General features: G+C 71.7%; 12 protein-coding genes and 1 pseudogene. 12 read left to right on the forward strand and 1 reads right to left on the reverse strand.

The features are described from left to right. Window positions 1-53: 53 nt before the first annotated feature. Window positions 54-2,822 (reverse strand): AAA family ATPase, encoded by a 2,769-nt coding sequence (locus P4R38_RS19945; RefSeq protein WP_277193741.1) that lies wholly within the window; start codon window positions 2,820-2,822, stop codon window positions 54-56. Window positions 2,823-3,120: 298 nt separating this feature from the next. Here P4R38_RS19945 and P4R38_RS19950 point away from each other — a divergent pair, with 298 nt between their 5' ends. From P4R38_RS19950 to mnhG, 12 genes and pseudogenes are all read left to right on the forward strand, one after another. After that, window positions 3,121-4,134 (forward strand): DUF4331 family protein, encoded by a 1,014-nt coding sequence (locus P4R38_RS19950; RefSeq protein ID WP_277193743.1) that lies wholly within the window; start codon window positions 3,121-3,123, stop codon window positions 4,132-4,134. A gap of 12 nt (window positions 4,135-4,146) precedes the next feature. Continuing rightward, window positions 4,147-4,560 (forward strand): cupin domain-containing protein, encoded by a 414-nt coding sequence (locus P4R38_RS19955; protein ID WP_277193744.1) that lies wholly within the window; start codon window positions 4,147-4,149, stop codon window positions 4,558-4,560. A gap of 30 nt (window positions 4,561-4,590) precedes the next feature. Continuing rightward, window positions 4,591-5,814 carry a cation:proton antiporter gene (locus P4R38_RS19960; protein WP_277193746.1) on the forward strand — a complete coding sequence of 408 codons (1,224 nt, stop codon included), beginning with the start codon at window positions 4,591-4,593 and terminating at the stop codon, window positions 5,812-5,814. 65 nt (window positions 5,815-5,879) lie between these two features. After that, window positions 5,880-6,982, forward strand: a pseudogene (gene nicT, locus P4R38_RS19965) (Nickel transporter NicT). 211 nt (window positions 6,983-7,193) lie between these two features. Continuing rightward, entirely contained in the window at window positions 7,194-7,796 is a 603-nt protein-coding gene (locus P4R38_RS19970) for a DUF4126 domain-containing protein (protein WP_277193748.1), read from the forward strand. A gap of 6 nt (window positions 7,797-7,802) precedes the next feature. Further along, window positions 7,803-8,183 carry a hypothetical protein gene (locus P4R38_RS19975; RefSeq protein WP_277193749.1) on the forward strand — a complete coding sequence of 127 codons (381 nt, stop codon included), beginning with the start codon at window positions 7,803-7,805 and terminating at the stop codon, window positions 8,181-8,183. A gap of 148 nt (window positions 8,184-8,331) precedes the next feature. Continuing rightward, entirely contained in the window at window positions 8,332-11,292 is a 2,961-nt protein-coding gene (locus P4R38_RS19980; RefSeq protein ID WP_277193751.1) for a Na+/H+ antiporter subunit A, read from the forward strand. After that, window positions 11,289-11,831 (forward strand): Na(+)/H(+) antiporter subunit C, encoded by a 543-nt coding sequence (locus P4R38_RS19985; protein ID WP_277193753.1) that lies wholly within the window; start codon window positions 11,289-11,291, stop codon window positions 11,829-11,831. Before P4R38_RS19980 ends, P4R38_RS19985 begins: the two co-directional genes overlap by 4 nt. Beyond that, complete coding sequence (locus P4R38_RS19990) at window positions 11,831-13,396, forward strand: Na+/H+ antiporter subunit D (RefSeq protein ID WP_277193755.1); 1,566 nt, start codon at window positions 11,831-11,833, stop codon at window positions 13,394-13,396. Before P4R38_RS19985 ends, P4R38_RS19990 begins: the two co-directional genes overlap by 1 nt. Beyond that, complete coding sequence (locus P4R38_RS19995) at window positions 13,393-13,920, forward strand: Na+/H+ antiporter subunit E (RefSeq protein ID WP_277193757.1); 528 nt, start codon at window positions 13,393-13,395, stop codon at window positions 13,918-13,920. Before P4R38_RS19990 ends, P4R38_RS19995 begins: the two co-directional genes overlap by 4 nt. Then, window positions 13,917-14,372: a monovalent cation/H+ antiporter complex subunit F gene (locus tag P4R38_RS20000; RefSeq protein WP_277193759.1), complete on the forward strand. Its 456-nt coding sequence runs from the start codon at window positions 13,917-13,919 to the stop codon at window positions 14,370-14,372. The genes P4R38_RS19995 and P4R38_RS20000 overlap by 4 nt, the downstream gene beginning before the upstream one ends. Continuing rightward, window positions 14,369-14,707, forward strand: coding sequence for a monovalent cation/H(+) antiporter subunit G (gene mnhG, locus P4R38_RS20005; protein WP_275236699.1), 339 nt, complete (start codon window positions 14,369-14,371; stop codon window positions 14,705-14,707). The genes P4R38_RS20000 and mnhG overlap by 4 nt, the downstream gene beginning before the upstream one ends. The last annotated feature ends 231 nt before the right edge of the window (window positions 14,708-14,938 follow it).

A 14,938-nucleotide genomic window follows, 5' to 3' on the forward strand; every position in this document is an offset into this window, starting at 1 on the left:
GGTGGCCAATCCTAGGAGGCCGCCGGAGCGTCGTTCATGCTCGCCCTCGAGCCTCAGCCCGTCTCGGCATCGACGTCGAGCACCAGGTGCAGCTGAGTACGCGACGTGATCCCGAGCTTGGGGTAGAGACGATAGAGGTGTGAGGACACCGTGCGATGGGACAGGTAGAGGCGAGCGCCGATGTCCCGGTTGGTGAGTCCTTGGGCGGCAAGTCGCGCCACCTGCAGCTCCTGGGCGCTGAGCAGCGACCACGCCTCGGGTCGGCCCTGCACGATCCGCCGTGCGCCGGCGGCGACGAGCTCGTGATGGGCGCGATCGGCCCAGGACCGTGCCCCCAGCGACTCGAAGGTGGAGGCCGCGGAACGCAGCAGGGGTCGCGCGTGGACGCTCTGGCGATGCCGACGGAGCCACGAGCCGTAGAAGAGGTCACGCCGGGCCCGGTGCCAGGCCGTGGATGCGACCGCGCTGCACTCGGCGTACCGCTGGTCGATGTGCCTGGCGTCGGCGGCGTACAGACGCGCGAGCGACATGGCTCGCAGGATTCCCGGTGCCGGCGTGGGGGCGACCAGCCTCTCCATCTCGGCCAGCGAGGCGCGAGCCCGGTCCATCTCCCCAGCCGTCGACGCCGCCTCCAGGTAGTAGTCGATGGCCCATGCCGACTGGGGCATCTGGAACGCGCCGTCGTCCCGGTCGAACATGCGGCTCAGCTCGGCGCAGGCCGCAGCGGGATCTCCGGTGCCCAGCGCGGTGAACCCACGACTCAGCTGCACGCCGTTCATCAGCGCGGCGTTGCTGGTGGCGGCGGCGACGCCCTCGACCTCGGCCGCGATCTCCTCGGGCTCGGTCCTCCCACCGCGCAGCCCACCGAGGTTGGCACGGGCGAGCCGAGCGCACGCCCACCAGACGGGTTGGCGGGTCTCGGCGGCGAGCCGCTCCGCCTCCTCGGAAGCGGTCAGCATGACGTCCCATTGGCCGAGGTACAGCGCCGAGAAGGACTGCAGGACCAGCGCGGCGGCCAGGAAGCCGAGGCGGCCGTCGCGGCGCAGGCCCACGGACGCCGCACCGGCGAGCTCGAGCGACCGCTTGAAGTCGCCGATGACGAAGCCCGCCTGACTCAGCAGCGCGACGACCTCGTCGTCGAGAGCGGCCGGATCCACGGCGCGGATGGTCTCCATCACCTGCCGTCCTGATCCGAACGGGGTGAGGAAGGCGCTGACGATGAGCCCGAGCAGCTGTTCCTCGTCAGTGGCGCCGAGTCGGGTGGCCGCATCCCCGATCTCCGGTCCGAGCAGCTCGGCCGTGGCTCCCCAGTAGGTGTTGCGCGCCGCCACGACGAGCAGTCCGGCCGCCAGACCACCCTGGCCGACATCGATCGCGTTCACCGCCGAGTCGACGAACCGTCGTACGGCGTCCGCTCCTTCAGGGACGCCGTCGTCGAACGCCATCTCGAGAAGCACCAGCCTCGCCCGGTCGGCCGGGTGCAGGTCGCCGGAGCGCAGGCTCTCCACCCTTTCGCGCACCTCCGCGTATCGACCCATCTGGAAGGCCAGCTCGGCCAGTCGCAGGAGGCGGTGGTTGCGGTCGGCCGGCTTCTCCGAGAGGCGGGCAGCGTGCCCGAACAAGGTGTGCGCCAGGACGACCGAGCCCTCGGCCTGGCAGCCCTCCGCGAGGTCGTCCAGGGCGGCAGCCTCGGCCTCGTCGGCACGCACGAGGGCGATGGCGCGGTGGCACGCCTGTCGCGCCGGTTGGTCGGGCATGGCGGCGGCCAGCGCCTCGTGCGCTCGGCGCCTCTCGGTCGTCGTCGACTGCGCGATGACCGCCGCGCGCACGAGCGGGTGGCGGAACCTGACCGTGGACTCGTCGACGACCAGGACGCCGGCCGCCTGGGCGAGGTCGAGGTGGGCGGCCACGTCGTCGACCGGGAACTCCCCTTCGGCGTGCATGGTCGCCGCGGTCACGGTGTGCACGACCTGGTCGCTGTCCTGCAGGGCCGCCACCAGACAGCTGCGGCGGGCTGCGTCGGGCAGGTCTCGCGCCCTGGCACCGAAGGCATCCTGCAGCCGTCGGCTCAACCGCGGCGTCGACCGCAGCTGGGACCGAGCAGCGTTGTAGGAGCGGACGTCGGAGGGCGTGAGCTCGCGCAGGGCCAGCGGGTTGCCCTCCGAAAGCTCGACCATGCGCAGGACCTCGCTCTCACGCAGGGCGGCGAACCGCTCCTGGACGATGCGCGTGGCGCTCTCGTCGTCGAGCCCGGTGACGTGCAGGCGTGCCGACTCGTCACGGATCAGCTCGTCGGGCTCGCGCTGGGCGAAGACCACACCGATCGGCAGATCGTCCAGTCGTTGCCCCACGAACTCGACGATGTCGAGGGTACTGGAGTCGAGCCACTGCCGGTCGTCGACCACGAGGAGCAGTGCACTGCGGGAAGCGGCGTCGGCGGCCAGCTCCAGCACGGCCAGTCCCACGACGAACCGGTCCGGGATCCGCGTGCCCACGTCCAGGCCGAACACTCCGCGCAGGGCGCTGCGCTGGCCCGGCGGCAGGTCGTCGACCCGCGCCAGCAGCGGTTGCAGCAGCCGGTGGAGAGCGGCGAAGGACAGGTGCTGCTCGGACTCCGTGCCGCGGGTCCGCAGGACGGTGATGCCGCGGGCTCCGGCTCCCGCGGCCATGATGTCGAGCAGCACCGTCTTCCCCATGCCGGGTTCACCGTCGAGGCGGACGACGCGACCGTGACCGTCGCAGATCCGGTCGAGTACCTCGTCCAGGAAAGCGGTCTCGCGAGCTCGCCCGACGTAGCCGTCGGCGGTGGACGCGCTGGTCATGGGCGTGATCGGCGTCCAGGCCCGGCGGGTGGCGCACCCGTCCGGCGCAACCGGCTGAGCACATCAACCACCCCCAGAGGGACAACGTCGGGATGACGAATCCACGGTAGATCGCTCCTGCACGGGCGTCACGCGGTCACGCAACTTCGACGCAGTCGGATGACCGAAGCGAGGAGCTCCCGGTGTGCGGTAGGTCGCCCGACGGGCCGGGTCCGACCACAGTCGAGTGACGGAGGCGCGGCCCGCGGGTGGCACGCCACGGTGGTCGGTGCATCACATCCCACACAGGAGGACCGAGATGTCGCACCACCTGGACTCACCACTCTCGCGGAAGGACTCGCGTCTCAACGTCACCGACACCTACGTCTTCGACGGGGAGACGGGCACCGCTCTGGTCATGGTCACCAACACCTCTCTCGCCGGCGACGCCCGCAAACCCGGCTTCCACCCGGAGGCGCGGTACGAGTTCCGCGTCCACCTCGACGGCTCGCCCACCGAGTCGGTGACCTACACCCTCACCTTCGGCGAGCGGGAGGCCGACGGCAGCCAGCAGGTCACGGCCAACCGGGTCGCCGGCGGAGGAGACACCGTCATCGCCGAGGGCCGCACCGGCGAGGTCATCGACGGCACCGGCGTACGGGTCTGGGCCGGGGAGGCGGCCGACCCGTTCTACCTCGACCTCGGCCACCTCGGTCACATCCTGGCCGGGTTCCAGAACGAGCAACCGATCGACAATGGCGACTGGACCCCGACCGCGGCGAAGTCCAGCTTCACCGGCAGCCGGGTCGACGTCATCGTCGTGGAGGTTGCAACCAGCGACCAGGAGCTACGTCCCGACCGACGGATCGGTGTCTGGTCGACGACTCACCTGGCCACCGACGCCGGCGGGTGGCGGCAGATCAACCGCAACGGCATCCCCATGATCTGGCCGCTGTTCCTCGCGCGCGGAGGCGACGACGACAGCGAGGAATATCACCGCGACACCGAGGCGCACCCTGCCCAGGACCTCGAGAACGACGGCGACCGCGTCACCCGCATGGTCGTCGCGGCCGCGGCTCGCACCGGGGTCGTCGACGCGGCGAGCTACGGGAAGCAGGTCGCACGGCGCCTGCTGCCGAACGTCCTGCCGTACACCGTGGGTACTCCCGCCGCCTTCAGCTTCGCGGGGTTCAACGGACGCGCACTGGCCGACAACGCCCCCGAGGTGATGTACGGCCTCGTGACCAACTCCGCGATCCCCACCGGGCTCGACGGCCAGGACGCCGCGGAGACGCGGCAGCAGTCCTTCCCTTACGTCGTGCCGTCCGCCTGAGAGGAGAAGGTCATGGACGATTTCGGATCGACCAGTAGTGATGAGAGCAGCGAGGTCCCGGAGGCGCTGCGAACGCTGTTCAACCAGCCCGACGGCGTCCGCGTGCAGGTCCTGCCGTGCCAGCTGCCGGGACTGAGATCGATGGCGGTCCACTTCGGTGCGGGCACCCGCACCGTGCCGCACACCCACCACGGCGGCCAGCACTTGGTGTACGTGGACGGCGTCGGCGTGGTCGGCGACGATGCGGGCGTGCACGTGGTGCGCGCCGGGGACGTCGTCAGCAGCCCGCCGGGCGCCTGGCACTGGCACGGGGCGGTACCGGGAGAGGCCGCCGTCCACGTCACGTTCGAGCAGCCCGGCGACTTCGACCGCGACGTCGATCGCCGCGACTGGGACACCGCGTACACCGACGACCTCGGAGCGTGACGACATGACGAGGGCCGTCGAGGTGCCGCCGTGCTGACCTCCGCGGCCCTCGTCTCCGTCGTCGCCGCGATCTCGCCCCTCGCCGTCCAGCTGTTCCGGCTGCCCGTGCCCGACGTGGTCCTCCAGATCCTGCTCGGCGTCGTCATCGGCCCGCAGCTGCTCGGGTGGGCCTCCGCCGACGGCCCCGTCCGCGTCCTGTCGCTCGTCGGGCTCTCGTTCCTGCTGTTCCTGGCGGGCCTGGAGCTGGAGCCGAAAAACCTCCGCGGCCGTTCCCTGCGCCTCTCCGTCCTCGGGTTCGCGACCTCGTTCGTGATCGCGCTCGTCGTCGGCGGAGCCCTCGGGGTCGTCGGGCTGGTCAAGTCCCCCGTCCTCGTCGCGGTCATCCTGTCGGCCACCGCGCTCGGCATCGTCCTGCCGATCCTGGACGACGCCGGACGCCTGGACGGGCCCCTGGGACAGCTGGTGGTGGCCGGTGCGTCCCTGGCCGAGGTGGTGCCGGTTGCCCTGCTGTCACTGCTGTTCTCCGAAGGATCCGGAGGGCTGGGCTCCCAGCTGACCCTGTTCGGGACGTTCCTGGTCCTCGTGGCGGTCGCCGCCGTGGTCCTGGTGGGCCTGGAGCGCTGGACCTGGCTGTCGCGCAGCCTGGTGGCGCTGCAGAGCACGACGGCAGAGATCCGGATACGTGCGGCGGTCGCCCTGCTCATGACCTTCGCCGCCGCGGCCTCCGCCTTCGGGCTCGAGGCCATCCTCGGTGCCTTCCTGGCTGGGGCGACGGTGTCCTTCCTGGACCGCGACGAGCACGAGAGCCACCAGCAGTTCCGCCCCAAGCTGCGCGCCGTGGGCTTCGGCGCGCTCATCCCCTTCTTCTTCGTCGCGACAGGAATGAACCTGGACATCCGCAGCCTGGTCGATGAGCCGTCGACCACACTGCGCATCCCGGTCTTCCTCGCCGCCTTTCTGCTCGTGCGCGCCGTCCCCGCCCTGGCGTACCGACCGCTGCTGGGCTCGACCCGGCAAGCCGTGGCCGCCGGCCTGTTCCAGGCGACCACCCTCAGCATCCCGGTCGTCGGCGGGCAGATCGGTGTGCAGCTGCAGCTCATCACCCCGGAGAACTACGTGGCGCTCGTCGCCGCGGGCCTCCTCTCCGTCATCGCCTTTCCCCAGCTCGGGCTCCTGCTCGCCCGACCACGCCCACCGGCGTCGGCCAAGCGGCAGACCGCGGGAGCCACTCCACCCCAGGAGGGACCAGCATGACCAGTCGAGTACCAGCCGTCACAAGAACGACGCTGTCCTCCGCAGATCGACGGTCCCTGTGGTGGATGGCCGGCACGGTCGTCCTGCTGCACCTCGTCGGGTTCGGCCTGCTCCTCGGAGTCGTCGCGCCCCAGCACCTGCGCATCGGTGGTGAGCATCCCGCTTTCGGGGTCGGCGTCGGCGTCCTGGCCTACACCTTCGGGATCCGGCATGCCTTCGACGCCGACCACATCGCCGCCGTCGACAACACGACTCGCAAGCTGCTCGCGGACGCTCCTACGGCGGCAGCGGAAGGGGTCCGAACCCGACGACCGCTCTCCGTGGGGTTCTGGTTCTCCCTGGGCCACTCCACCATCGTCTTCGGCCTCTCTTTCCTCCTTGTCCTGGGCGTCCGGGCGCTGGACGGCTCGGTGGCCGACGACGACTCCGCGCTGCACACCGTCACGGGGCTCATCGGTCCCTCGGTGTCCGGCGTGTTCCTGTGGCTGCTGGGTGTGCTCAACCTCGTGGCCCTCGTCGGACTGCTCGACGTCTTCCGTCGGATGCGCCGTGGGGAGTACGACGAGCAGGAGCTCGAGCGCCGGCTGGACTCCCGGGGGCTGCTGAACAGGCTCCTCGGGCGACTGCTGCGCACCGTCCGCGAGCCGTGGCACATCTACCCGGTGGGCGTCCTGTTCGGGCTGGGTTCGACACCGCCTCGGAGGTCGGGCTGCTCGTCCTCGCCGGCGGCGCGGCGGCGTTCGCGCTCCCGTTCTACGCAATCCTCGTCCTGCCCGTCCTCTTCGCGGCGGGTATGTGCGCGATGGACACGCTCGACGGCGTCTTCATGAACCTCGCCTACGGGTGGGCGTTCGCCAGGCCCGTCCGCAAGGTGTTCTACAACCTCGTCGTCACGTCCGTCTCGGTCGCCGTCGCGCTGGTCATCGGCACCATCGAGCTGGTCGGCGTGCTGGCCGACCGGCTCGACCTCACCAGCGGCCCCCTCGCCGCGATCGCCGACGTCCCGCTCGACCACGTCGGGTACGGCATCGTCGCGCTCTTCGTGGCCGCATGGGTTCTCGCCGTCGCCGTCTGGAAGACGTTTCGGCTCGAGGAGCGCTGGCCGACGGACCAGCTCGCGGACCGCCGAGACCTCGCCACCAGCGGTCCTTCATCACCCGCGTCCTGAGGTCCCCCGGGTCGAGGCGGTCGATCTCCGATCGTGGCGACGGGTCCGGTTCCCTCGCCAGCACTCTGGCGTTCGAGTGCTGCCGGGTGCTCTGATCGGGATGGACGTACGCGTCGGCTGACGAGCCGCAGTCGTCGCTCCGGACGCCGGCAGTGTGGGAATGTTGGGCTGCGCGGGACCCGAGGGTGGTCCGCCAGGGAGGTCCACGACGATGTTCGCCGCTCTGACCGGAGCCGGGCTGTCCGCCGCCGCGGGCCTCAACGCCTACGTCCCGTTCCTGCTGGTCGCCCTCGTCGCCCGGTTCACCGACGTGATCACCCTGCCGGCGTCCTTCACCTGGATCGAGTCGCCCTGGGCGATCGCCGCGGCGACGGTGCTGCTGGTCGCCGAGGTCGTCCTGGACAAGATCCCCGCGATCGACAGTATGAACGACCTCATCGGCACCGCCGTACGGCCGACCATCGGCGGCGTGGTCTTCGCCGCGACGCAGTCGGCGGGCGACATCGACAGCTCGACCTGGATGCAGCAGCACCCGTGGGTGGGGGCGGTCGGCGGCATTGTCATCGCCGGCCTCGTCCACACCACCAAGGCCGCGATCAGACCCGCCGTCAACGTGTCCACGGCCGGCATCGGCGCACCGGTCATCTCCGGAGTGGAGGACGTCGCGTCGGTCGGGCTGAGCCTGACCGCGATCTTCCTCCCGCTGCTGGTGATCGTCGCCCTGGTCGTCCTGGTGTGGGCGGTGTGGGTGCTCTGGCGGCGGATGCGGCGGATGCGCAGACGCCGCCGACCGGGCCTCGGACAGCCGGCCTGAGACCCGGTGCCGACCACGTTCCGTACCCGCGACGGGCGACCGGCCGCGGCCGGCCCCCGGCTGCCCGGCTCGCCGCCGTCGCTCCGCCCCATGCTCCTTCTCGGGCTCGCGGCCGTCCTCGCGGTCACCGGCTGGATCGTGTGGCGCCGCAGCCAGCAACCCGCTCCCCCGGACCACATGGCCGCCGCCACGGTGCTGCGCCAGGAGTCCGACGGTGACCGTACGAGGCTGACGGTGCGGTTCACCGCCGACGGGAAGCCCCGGACCGCGACGCACGAGGTGAGCACCGACGCGTTCGTCGCGCAGGGCCGTGTGGCGTGGATCTGCTACACGGCAGGCGACCCCGGCGACACGCGCGTTCGGCTGCCGTTCGACCCCCTCTGCTGACCGGGCGCAACCCACGTCGGTCGGGAGCCCGCGACCGCACCACTAGACTCGGCAGCCACACCACCCCTCGCTTCGGTGTCCGCCGGCCCTCGCTGCCCTGGACGCGCGGCTGCGGGGTCCACGCCGCCGCGACGACGAGGAGGTGCCAGTGATCGCCCTCCTGGTCATCCACGCCCTGGCCGCGACCGCTGCTCCTTTCCTCGTCCGACTGCTGGGCCGACGCGCGTTCTGGCTGCTGGCCCTGCCGCCCGCGGGTGCCGCCGGGTGGGCGCTCACGCAGACCGGCGCCGTCCGGGACGGGCACGGCCCGACCGAGTCGCTGCGCTGGGTGCCCTCGCTCGGGATGAACCTCACCTTCACCCTCGACACGCTCGCCTGGCTGATGACGCTGATCGTCGGGGGCATCGGGGCGCTCATCCTCATCTACTGCTCCTCCTACTTCGAGCGCGACGCCCCCGGGATGGGCCGCTTCGCCGGGTGTCTCACCGGGTTCGCCGGGGCCATGCTCGGCCTCGTCACCACCGACGACCTCCTCGTGCTGTACCTCTTCTGGGAAGCCACCACCGTCCTGTCGTACCTGCTGATCGGGCACAAGACGACCAGCCGGGACAGCCGCTCCGCCGCGACCCAGGCCCTGGTCGTGACCACGGCCGGCGGTCTGGCGATGCTGATCGGGATCGTGATCATCGGGCAGAGCGCGGGGACGTACCGGATCAGCGAGGTCCTCGCCGCGCCCCCGACGGGTACGGCCGTGACCGCAGCCGTCGTGCTCCTGCTCGCCGGCGCGATCTCCAAGTCCGCGCTCGTCCCGTTCCACTTCTGGCTGCCCGGCGCGATGGCCGCGCCGACGCCCGTGAGCGCCTACCTGCACGCCGCCGCGATGGTGAAGGCCGGCATCTACCTGATCGCCCGGTTCGCGCCCGCCTACTCCGGGCTGACGGAGTGGAAAGTCACCCTGCTGACCCTCGGCGGTCTGACCATGCTCATCGGCGCCTGGCGAGCGCTGCGCCAGGTCGACCTGAAGCTGCTGCTGGCGTACGGCACGGTGAGCCAGCTCGGGTTCATCTCGCTGGTCGTCGGGGCCGGCGGCCACGGCGCCGCGCTGGCCGGTCTCGGGCTGCTGCTCTCGCACGCGCTGTTCAAGTCGACCCTGTTCCTCAGCGTCGGGGCGATCGACTGCCGTACGGGCACCCGTGACCTGCGCAGGCTCAACGGGCTCGGCCGGCGCATGCCCTGGATCGCAGGTGCGGCGCTGCTGGCCGGTCTGTCGATGGCCGGCCTCCCGCTGCTGATGGGCTTCTTCGCCAAGGAGGCGGCGTTCGGCGCCTTCCTGCTCGGGCCGGAGTACGACGCCGGGCCCACCGGGTCCGCCGGCGCCGACACCCTGATGCTCGCGGTCATGGTCGTCGGCTCGATCCTCACCTTCGCCTACACCGCGCGGTTCCTGTGGGGCGCGTTCGCCACCGCGCCCCGCCGCGAGCTCACCGAGGTCTTCGACGCCGGCCCCTGGCTGACCGCCGTCCCGGTGCTGCTCGGCGCGGGCGGTCTGGTGGTCGGACTCACCGCGACGTGGATCGAGCCGCTGCTCGCGCCGTACGCCGACCAGTGGGTCGCCGGCGACCACCCGGTGCACCTGGGCGGCTGGCACGGGTTCAACCTCGCGCTGCTGCTGTCGGTCCTGACGTGGGCGTGCGGTGCGGCCCTGTTCGCCGCGCGTGCGCCCTTCGAGTCCGCGCAGGGCCGGCTGCCCAGGACGTACTCCGCCGAGCAGGTCTACCGCCTCGCCATGCGGTCGCTGGACCGCGCGTCCGTCGAGGTGACCGGCGCCGTCCAGCGCGGGTCGCTGCCGCTGTCGCTCGCGCTGATCCTGATCGTCTTCATCGTCGTCCCGGGTAGCCAGCTGCTGTGGGGCGGCGTGACCTGGCCGGACCAGGTCCGCTGGTGGGACAACCCGGCCCAGCCCGCCGTCGGCCTGGTCGTCGTCGCCGCGGCCGTCGCCGCGACCCGCGCCCGCCGCCGGCTGCGCGCGGTGTTCCTGCTCGGCGTCACCGGGTACGGCGCCTCGATGCTGTTCCTGCTGCACGGCGCACCCGACCTCGCGCTCACCCAGATCCTGGTCGAGACGGTCTCGCTGGTCGTCTTCGTCCTGGTGCTGCGACGGCTGTCCGGCAAGTTCCCCGACGACCCCCCGCGCGCCGTGCGGCGGTGGCGGGCCCTGCTCGGGCTCGGCGTCGGGACGGTCACCGCCGCCATGGCCCTCACCGCCTCGGCGGTCCGCAGCACACCGCCGTCGGCGAGCGACCTGGCCAGGAGCGCGGTCGAGTTCGGCGGCGGCAGCAACATCGTCAACGTGATCCTGGTGGACGTCCGCGCCTGGGACACGATGGGCGAGCTGTCCGTCGTCCTGGTCGCCGCCACCGGCGTGGCGAGCCTGGTCTTCATCGGCGGCGACGTCCACGCCCGCGGCCGACAGCTGATCCGTGCCTCCTGGGAACGACGCGGCTCCTACACCGACGTCGGCGGCGCCGAGGGCAGCGGCAGCCGGTGGCTGGCCGAGGGCGGCCGCCTCGCCCCGGAGCGACGGTCCACGATCTTCGAGGTGGTCACCCGCCTGGTGTTCCACACGATCGTGCTGTGGTCGCTCTACCTGCTCTTCTCCGGCCACAACCACCCCGGTGGCGGGTTCGCCGCCGGTCTGATGTGCGGGCTGGCGCTGGCCGTGCGCTACCTCGCCGGCTCCCGGGACGAGCTGCTCGCCGCGGCGCCGGTCATGCCCGGCCTGCTGATGGGCGCCGGCCTGTTCCTGTCCGCAGGCGTCGGCCTGGGCGCGATGCTCGCCGGCGGCGGACCCCTGCAGAGCTGGATCTTCGACCTGCACCTGCCGCTGCTCGGCCACGTCCACCTGGTGACGTCCGTCTTCTTCGACCTCGGCGTCTACCTCGTCGTCATCGGGCTGATGCTGGACATCCTGCGCAGCCTCGGCTCCCGGGTCGACACCCAGATCGAGCAGCAGGACGCCGAGTCGGTTCAGGTCGCCGGCACCCACACCGAGAGCGGGGAGCCGGCGGCGAACTCCTCTCCCGTCCGGGAGGGGCCGATGGGCACATGACCCCCAACATCACCCTCGTGCTCGTGGTCGGCGTGCTGTTCAGCACCGGCGTCTACCTGCTGCTCGCGCGCTCCGTCGTCCGGGCCCTGATCGGGTTCCTGCTGCTGAGCAACGGCGCGAACATCCTGTTCCTGATCGCCAGCGGCCGCGCCGGACGGGCACCGATCGTCGGGCGCAACGACGGCGCCCGGATGAGCGACCCGCTCCCCCAGGCGCTCGTCCTCACCGCGATCGTGATCGGCCTCTGCATGACCGCCTTCATGCTCGCGCTCGCCCACCGATCCTGGCAGCTGTCCGAGACCGACGTCCTCGCCGACGACGTCGAGGACACCCGCATCCACCGGCGCGCGACCGACAACGACATGTCCGAGAGCGACTACCAGGACCGCGACCGGCCCGAGGACGAGCCCGTGGCCCCGCACCCGGCGGGCCTGCCCGTACCCGACGGCCCCACGACGTACGACGACCACCTCGACGAGAACGACGACGCGCACGACGACCAGAAGACCCAGACGGTGACCGGCGGGAAGGAGGGCTGATGGGGCTCGAGGACCTCGTCCCGCTGCCGGTGATCCTGCCGCTGGTCGGCGCCGGCATCACCCTGGCCGCCGCGGGCCACACCCGCGTACAGCGGTTCACCAGCCTGTCGGTGGTCACCGCCGTGCTCGCGGTGTCGATGGCCCTGCTGTGGGCGACCGACCAGCGCGGCCCACAGGTCGTGCACGTCGGCGGCTGGCCGCCCACCGAGGGCATCGTCCTGGTCGCCGACCGGCTCTCGGCCCTGATGCTCATCGTGTCCTCGGCCGTGACCCTCGCGGTCCTGCGCTACTCCGTCGGTCTCGGCCGGTCGGCGTTCGACGAGGAGCACGACGGCGAGGCGCCGCTGCCGATCTTCCACCCGACCCTGCTGGTCCTGACCGCAGGCGTGTCGACGACGTTCGTCTCCGGCGACCTGTTCCACCTGTACGTCGGCTTCGAGATGCTGCTCGCCGCGAGCTTCGTCCTGCTGACGCTCGGCGGCACCCAGGACCGCGTCCGGGCGGGCATCTCCTACGCGTACGTGTCGCTGCTGTCGTCCCTGGTGTTCCTGGTCGCGATCGCCCTGATCTACGCCTCGGCGGGCACCGTGAACATGGCCATCCTGGCCCAGCGGCTGGACGCGCTGCCGCCGGGCACGTCGCTGGCGCTGCACGCGATGCTGCTGCTCGGCTTCGCGATCAAGGCGGCCGTCTTCCCGCTGTCCGGCTGGCTGCCCGACTCCTACCCGACCGCGCCCGCCCCGGTCACCGCCGTCTTCGCGGGCCTGCTCACCAAGGTCGGCATCTACGCGATGATCCGCACCCAGACGCTGCTCTTCCCCGACGGCCGGCTCAACACGCTGCTGCTGTGGGCCGCGCTGCTGACGATGCTCGTCGGCATCCTCGGCGCGGTCGCGCAGGACGACATCAAGCGCATGCTGTCCTTCACCCTGGTGAGCCACATCGGCTACATGCTGTTCGGCATCGCGGTCGGCAGCGAGAAGGGCTACTCCTCGGCGATCTTCTACGTCGTCCACCACATCGCGATCCAGACCACCCTGTTCCTCGTCGCCGGCCTGATCGAACGTTTCGGCGGGTCCACGTCGTTGAGCCGGCTCAGCGGGCTGGCCACCTCGGCGCCGCTGCTCGGCGTCCTGTTCTTCGTCCCCGCGCTCAACCTCGCCGGCATCCCGCCGTTCTCGGGCTTCCTCGGCAAGGTCGGCCTGATGCAGGCGGGCGCCGACCTGGGCACGCCGCTGGCGTACCTGCTGCTCGCCGGCTCGGCCCTCACCAGCCTGCTCACGCTGTACGCCGTCAGCCGGGTCTGGGGCCGGGCGTTCTGGCGGGCGCCCGAGGAGGCCATGGCCGGGAGCGGTCCCGGTGCCGTGCGCGCCTCCCGCGAGCACGCCCTGACGTACGGCGTGGTGATGCCGACCACCGTGCTGGTCGTCGTGGGCGTCGGGCTCACCGTCGTCGCCGGCCCGCTGTTCCACATCACCGACCGAGCGGCGGCCGACCTGCTGAACCGGTCGACGTACGTCCAGTCGGTCCTGGTGAACAGCACCGCGGACGGAGGGGCGCCGTGATCCGCCGCCGCGTCCAGCCGTTCCCGCTGCTGTGGCTGACCCTGGTGTGGGTGCTGCTGTGGGGCAACGTGTCGTGGGCGAACGTCCTCGGGGGGCTGGCCCTCGGGTTCGTGATCCTGATGGTGTTCCCGCTGCCGCGGCTCAGCGTCGGCATGACCTTCCGGCCGGTGTGGTTCGCCGTGCTGCTCGGACACTTCGTCGTCGACCTGGTCCGGGCGTCGGTCACCGTGGCGTGGCTCGCCGTGCGGCCCGGCCGTCCCGCGAACGGCGTGGTCTTCGACGTCCGGCTGCGTGGCCGTGACGAGCTGCTGCAGTCCGTGACCGCCGAGATGGTGGCGCTCGTCCCCGGGACCGTCGTCATCGACCTCGAGCCTGCGAGCGGTGCCATGACCATCCACGCCCTGGACGTGCACGACCTCGACGGCGCCCGCCGGATCCATCGTCAGATCCTCGGCCAGGAGGACCGGGTGCTGCGCGCGCTCGCCACCGACGTACCCGGCCCGACGACGGAGGAGCGGACATGAGCGTCTCCGACCTGGCCTTCTGGGTGATCGGCGGCCTGCTGACCCTCGCCGCGCTGCTTGCGCTGGTCCGCATCGTGCGCGGGCCGAGCGTGCTCGACCGGGTCGTGGGCACCGACGTCCTGGTGTCCATCGTGGTGTGTGCGCTCGGCACCGAGGCCGCCCTCACCCGGCACAGCACGACGCTGCCGATCCTGATCTCGCTCTCGCTCGTCGCGTTCGTCGGAGCCGTCGCCGTCGCCCGGTTCGTCGCGCGGGACCGCGACACCGCGCCGGGTCAGGACGAGGTCGCGCCGGCGGGCCGGGTCCTCACCGCGTCGGGCCCGGTCGGACCGCCTGCGGGCCTGGACTCCGAGCACGCCACCGAGGCCGGTCCCGATGTCTCGCCCGACGGCCGGATGTCCCGGGGCGACGACCTTGCCGACGACCGCGCCGACCCGGAGGAGACCTCATGAGCTGGACGGATGTCGCCGACGGCGTGGGTCTGGTCTGCCTGCTCGCGGGTGCGCTGCTGTGCCTGTCCGCCTCGATCGGGCTGCTGCGTTTCCCCGACCTGCTGACCCGGATGCATGCGGGCACCAAGCCGCAGGTCCTCGGCGTCCTGCTGGTGCTGATCGGGGTCGGCCTACGCCTGCGCTCGGGCCTGGACGTCGGGATGCTGGTGCTGATCGGCGCGTTCCAGCTGCTGACCATCCCGGTGTCCGGCCACATGATCGGGCGGGCCGCCTACCGGACGGGCGCGGTCGAGCCGGTCCAGGTCCGCCTCACCGCAGACGACGACGACACCTGACGCCCCCCGGCAGAAGTTGGTCGCCGGCACATCCATACCTGTGCTCGTCGCCACCTTTTGCCGGGAGGCACCTGGCCTCCGCTGCACCCCCGGCGGAAGTTGGTCGCCGGCACATCCATACCTGTGCTCGTCGCCACCTTTTGCCGGGAGGCAGGCACTCGGGGGCGGCGGTCGAGCGCGGCGGGCTACGCGCGGGCGGCGAGGGCGGCGTCGTACAACGCCTTCTTCGAC

Source organism: Luteipulveratus flavus, from assembly GCF_029439465.1.
Classification (GTDB): domain Bacteria; phylum Actinomycetota; class Actinomycetes; order Actinomycetales; family Dermatophilaceae; genus Luteipulveratus; species Luteipulveratus flavus.

Bases quoted from the DNA above. Each gene is read 5' to 3' on its own strand.
- P4R38_RS19945 (WP_277193741.1), bottom strand. From the start codon at position 2,822: ATGACCAGCGCGTCCACCGCCGACGGCTACGTCGGGCGAGCTCGCGAG.
- P4R38_RS19950 (WP_277193743.1), top strand. From the start codon at position 3,121: ATGTCGCACCACCTGGACTCACCACTCTCGCGGAAGGACTCGCGTCTC.
- P4R38_RS20000 (WP_277193759.1), top strand. From the start codon at position 13,917: ATGAGCGTCTCCGACCTGGCCTTCTGGGTGATCGGCGGCCTGCTGACC.
- P4R38_RS19985 (WP_277193753.1), top strand. From the start codon at position 11,289: ATGACCCCCAACATCACCCTCGTGCTCGTGGTCGGCGTGCTGTTCAGC.
- P4R38_RS19970 (WP_277193748.1), top strand. From the start codon at position 7,194: ATGTTCGCCGCTCTGACCGGAGCCGGGCTGTCCGCCGCCGCGGGCCTC.
- P4R38_RS19955 (WP_277193744.1), top strand. From the start codon at position 4,147: ATGGACGATTTCGGATCGACCAGTAGTGATGAGAGCAGCGAGGTCCCG.
- mnhG (WP_275236699.1), top strand. From the start codon at position 14,369: ATGAGCTGGACGGATGTCGCCGACGGCGTGGGTCTGGTCTGCCTGCTC.
- P4R38_RS19990 (WP_277193755.1), top strand. From the start codon at position 11,831: ATGGGGCTCGAGGACCTCGTCCCGCTGCCGGTGATCCTGCCGCTGGTC.